This is a genomic window from Xenorhabdus stockiae (assembly GCF_002632825.1).
In the GTDB taxonomy this organism is placed as follows: Bacteria; Pseudomonadota; Gammaproteobacteria; order Enterobacterales; family Enterobacteriaceae; genus Xenorhabdus; species Xenorhabdus stockiae.
In genome coordinates this window covers 1-3,696 of record NZ_NJAJ01000082.1, presented here as the reverse complement: position 1 = coordinate 3,696, position 3,696 = coordinate 1, and the positions used below count along the sequence as shown (strand labels likewise).

At 50.5% G+C, this 3,696-nt stretch carries 6 protein-coding genes; all 6 read right to left on the bottom strand.

The genetic code is table 11. The features are described from left to right. On the bottom strand, window positions 1–399 hold a 399-nt coding region (locus Xsto_RS20015), incomplete at its 3' end, for a tail assembly protein (protein ID WP_099126217.1). Beyond that, a complete protein-coding gene (locus Xsto_RS20010) occupies window positions 399–1,103 on the bottom strand; it encodes a C40 family peptidase (RefSeq protein ID WP_099126216.1) in 705 nt (234 codons plus the stop codon). The genes Xsto_RS20015 and Xsto_RS20010, both read right to left, overlap by 1 nt. 65 nt (window positions 1,104–1,168) lie before the next feature. Beyond that, window positions 1,169–1,462 (bottom strand): hypothetical protein, encoded by a 294-nt coding sequence (locus Xsto_RS20005; protein WP_099126215.1) that lies wholly within the window; start codon window positions 1,460–1,462, stop codon window positions 1,169–1,171. Between the two features lie 51 nt (window positions 1,463–1,513). Continuing rightward, complete coding sequence (locus Xsto_RS20000) at window positions 1,514–2,251, bottom strand: phage minor tail protein L (RefSeq protein ID WP_099126214.1); 738 nt, start codon at window positions 2,249–2,251, stop codon at window positions 1,514–1,516. A gap of 11 nt (window positions 2,252–2,262) precedes the next feature. Continuing rightward, window positions 2,263–2,595, bottom strand: a complete 333-nt coding sequence (locus Xsto_RS19995) for a phage tail protein (RefSeq protein WP_099126213.1) — start codon at window positions 2,593–2,595, stop codon at window positions 2,263–2,265. Next, window positions 2,592–3,696: phage tail tape measure family protein (locus tag Xsto_RS19990; protein WP_141554552.1), on the bottom strand; the 1,105-nt coding region annotated here is incomplete at its 5' end. The genes Xsto_RS19995 and Xsto_RS19990, both read right to left, overlap by 4 nt.

The window sequence follows — 3,696 nt, the reverse complement described above, 5'->3', positions numbered from 1 at the left end:
GAGCATTTGCACCACGCCACCCAGCATCATACCGACACCGGACATCACCATCGGTACACCATAGGGCGTGTACCACAAGAACGCCCCCGCAACGACCATGACGGCCCCGAGTATCGTCTGGAATACCCCGGCTTTTTTACTGCCAATAATCACCGGCACAATCCGAATATCCCCTTCGCCAGAAAAGGCCAGTTCATCCTGGCTGATATTGCGCTTGCCGATAAACACCGCAAAAGTGAATCCGCGCTCTCTAGCGGTTAACAGGTATTTTTCAAAGCCATCAACCACCACAGACAAGGCCCGGATCGCTTCCTGCGGTGAAGAGACTGCCAGTTGATATTCCCGTCCGAACTGCGTCCCGAGTGGGCCGTATAAGCGTATTGTGCGTATCGTTTCCATCATTCCCCCTGATATCTGACGATTTTCACTGTGCGTTCCTGCCAGTAGCCACTGTAAGAGACACGGTTGCTGAGTTGCCCGTACATATGGTGCAGCATCAGGCCCTCACCGAGGTACACCCCGGCATGATTAGGTTCACGGGCCTGCACCTGCATGATGATCACATCACCGGTCTGGATTTCACCGCTGCACTCAGCAAACCCCGCCGAGGCGTAGTGCTGCATATAGAGATTTTCGCCCCGGTTCCACCAGCCATCCGTACGGACAAAATCGGGCAGTTCAATGTTGCGCTCCAGTCGATACCAGTCACGCACAATGGCGTAACAGTCCCAAATACCGTGGACAAACGGACGTTCCAGCAAAGGCTTGATACCCTCTGTGGGCATCAGCGTACGGATATCCCCTTCCGGCCATGAGACAATCACCCACGGGAGTTGTGATAGATCACACTGAGCAATATCTAACTGACTGGGCTGGGTGGTCGCATCCGGGTGACTGTGCACAATGGCAATAATCGTTCCGGCATCTTCGGCGGCGGCGTAATCCTCCGGGTGAAGGCTGAACTGCTCTGTTGGGACTGAGGCGGTATTACGGCAGGGAATATACTGTTGTTTACGGCTGTTCTGAATGACCAGTCCACAGCATTCATTCGGGTAGTCGGCCTGCGCATGATCTAGGATGGATTGGATAATATGCGGGCGCATAAAGGCTTCCTTAGGCAATAAAAAACCCGCCGAAGCGGGTTGCACTAAATAATAAACTAAACTCTTCATCTTTTATTAGAATTAGTGCTCTTTAAATAATCTATTACTGCTTTTTTTCTTTCGCTATACATTTCTACATTATGAATTTGACATTCCTTTTCTTTTATATATTTGATGAGTTCACCTTTAGATAGTTTTGAAGTGTTCTTGTCTGTAATTATGCTGTCTTCTTTGAATAAAATTTCTATTTTTTCATCAGAATATTTTGGGCAGCCCTCATACCAATACCCTTCCTGAGCGGCAGCATATGAGGATGAAAACAACAACGCAGCGACAACAAAAAGCAGGCGATATTTCATGTCATTATCCTAATTTGACTGGTCATCATATCCTCTAGTTGTAGCAAATGATTAACGTCTCAGCAAGGCGGAACCAGGGAAACCGCCAAAGGGCCATTGCGCATTTTCACCGAACCGCAGTTTGCAATCATTCATCAGTCCACCGCATACGTCCCTTGACGGATCGTCCGTTGGGTTGCCCTCTTCATCAAAATAACGGTTACCTGTGTAGTTACAGGGAGATTTGCGATACAGTCCACGCATACACCATGTACACAGGCTATGGATTTGACGGGTGGGGATCTGAATCCCTTGTAGATCTGCCGGAGAAGACAGAGCAAAATACACCTCGGTATTATCTTCATGGGTTTTACTGTCAATGTAGAAAACGTCTACTTTTTCCTGTGTCGGGTCAGCCTCCGGGTTACCCTCGGGGAAGTTGCGCGCATCCAGATAATGAGTGAAGGTCATGCGAATAGTCATACGTGCCTGCGCCATATTATGGTAAGCCAGACACAGGGCGCTGATGGTGCCATCCAGATTGGCGACCCTTAACGCGGGAGAAGCGGTACTGCCATCACTCTGAATTTCCAGCCCCTTAACCTCAACCGGCCACGGCTTATATTCTACGCCCTGCCACCAGATAGATTTAGCAGGTAAATTGTCTGAACTTTCCAGCTCCGCCTCGGTGTACGCTATCGGGTGGTTATGGAAGTATAGCTCGGGTCCACCAAACGACGAACCATCAAGGGCAAACAATAAGACTTTACTCCCCGGTTCAAGCTGCTGGAGTGTGGTATTTATGGTCATAACAGTGTTCTCTACGGATGGTAAGTACGGGTGAAGATCACGGACAGTGTGAAGTAAGCCCCATGCGCCTGTATATTGAATTTCCCCGCCTGATACAGCCCTAACTCCGATAACGGGTTGCGCCATTTAAAGGCACGCCAGCCCTGATGTTCACGTAAGAAAGCCATAATCGGCTGGATATCCGACAAGGGTCCCACAAACGACAGCGGCCAGCTTTCCCGCTGTGCATTGATGCCGTCACCGGTGGTTTGTTTGTATCCATCACCGAACTGAACAGATCGCACCACCGGTTCAAATTCCCCTGCCGCACCGACCCGGGCGGGAAAATCAAACGTCTTTATCATCGCCTACCCCCTTTAATCGCCACACTGAGTTCACCGCCCTGACCGAGACTCTTATGCAGCAGCGTCTTAAATCGCTGGTCGATAAACTTCGCGATGTCCTGCCCGGCGGATTCAAAGCCGCTGGTTGTCTTCACTTCGTGATTGCCATCGGAATTGATAACAATGCTGACATGATTGGTGGTCTGGTTGTTGGTGCCACCGCTGGCCTCTACGCCCAACCGACCATCGGAACCACGCTTTAACGGTAAAATCGCTTCGGGACCGGCTTCCCCCATCACGCCACCGCCTTTCGCAAAAGCAAATAAAGTCGGACTGCTGACAATCTGCCCGCTGTACTGACTTAAGTTGGTCGACTGGTAAACCCCGCCTTTTGCGTTCGGGATCGGGCTTTTCCAGATATCGGGGGTAATTGTAGTACCGGAACCAATCGAACCCATATTACCACCTGCTGAGGCTAAGGCATTGGTCCCCATATTCGCCATACCACCCCCACCGAAAAAGCCTGAGATGGCTTTAGTGATCAGTGCCTGCATCGCAATACGCACTAAGTCCTGAATAATGGATTGGGCTAATGAGGCGGACAGCTCCCGCATGGATTCAGAGAACGACTTACTGCCGGTTAACATGCCGGTCAGGGCGTTACTTGTCCGTTGTTCAACCACATCTAACAGATTGATCTGCATCCGCTGAAAATCCCCCTGCGCACCGTACAGCTCTTTAGCGGCGGCAAGCTGGGCATCCCTCGAACGCGTGCCTGCGGCTGTGGTTAATTGCTCATAACGCTCTTTACTGATGCGGTTATTACGATAATACGCTTCATAAAGGGCTGTTTGTTCTGTCAGTTGATTTTTCAACTGGGTAACGGGATCAACCTCACCGGCCATATCAAGCCGGGGCGCAGCAAGCTGTCTGGCCTGTTCTGCCAACTGATCTTTCACTGAGGTTTGTTGGAGGGTTTTTCTGGCTAAAAAATATTCCTGTTCAGTTAACAACCGTTCGGCGTACAGGGCTTTCAGCTCTTTGCTCGCGTCCCTTTCCTGCCGGATAAGGGCTTTTGCCGGAGCGTAGCGTTCTGCCAGTTCCTGTCGCTGTTTCTGGTGG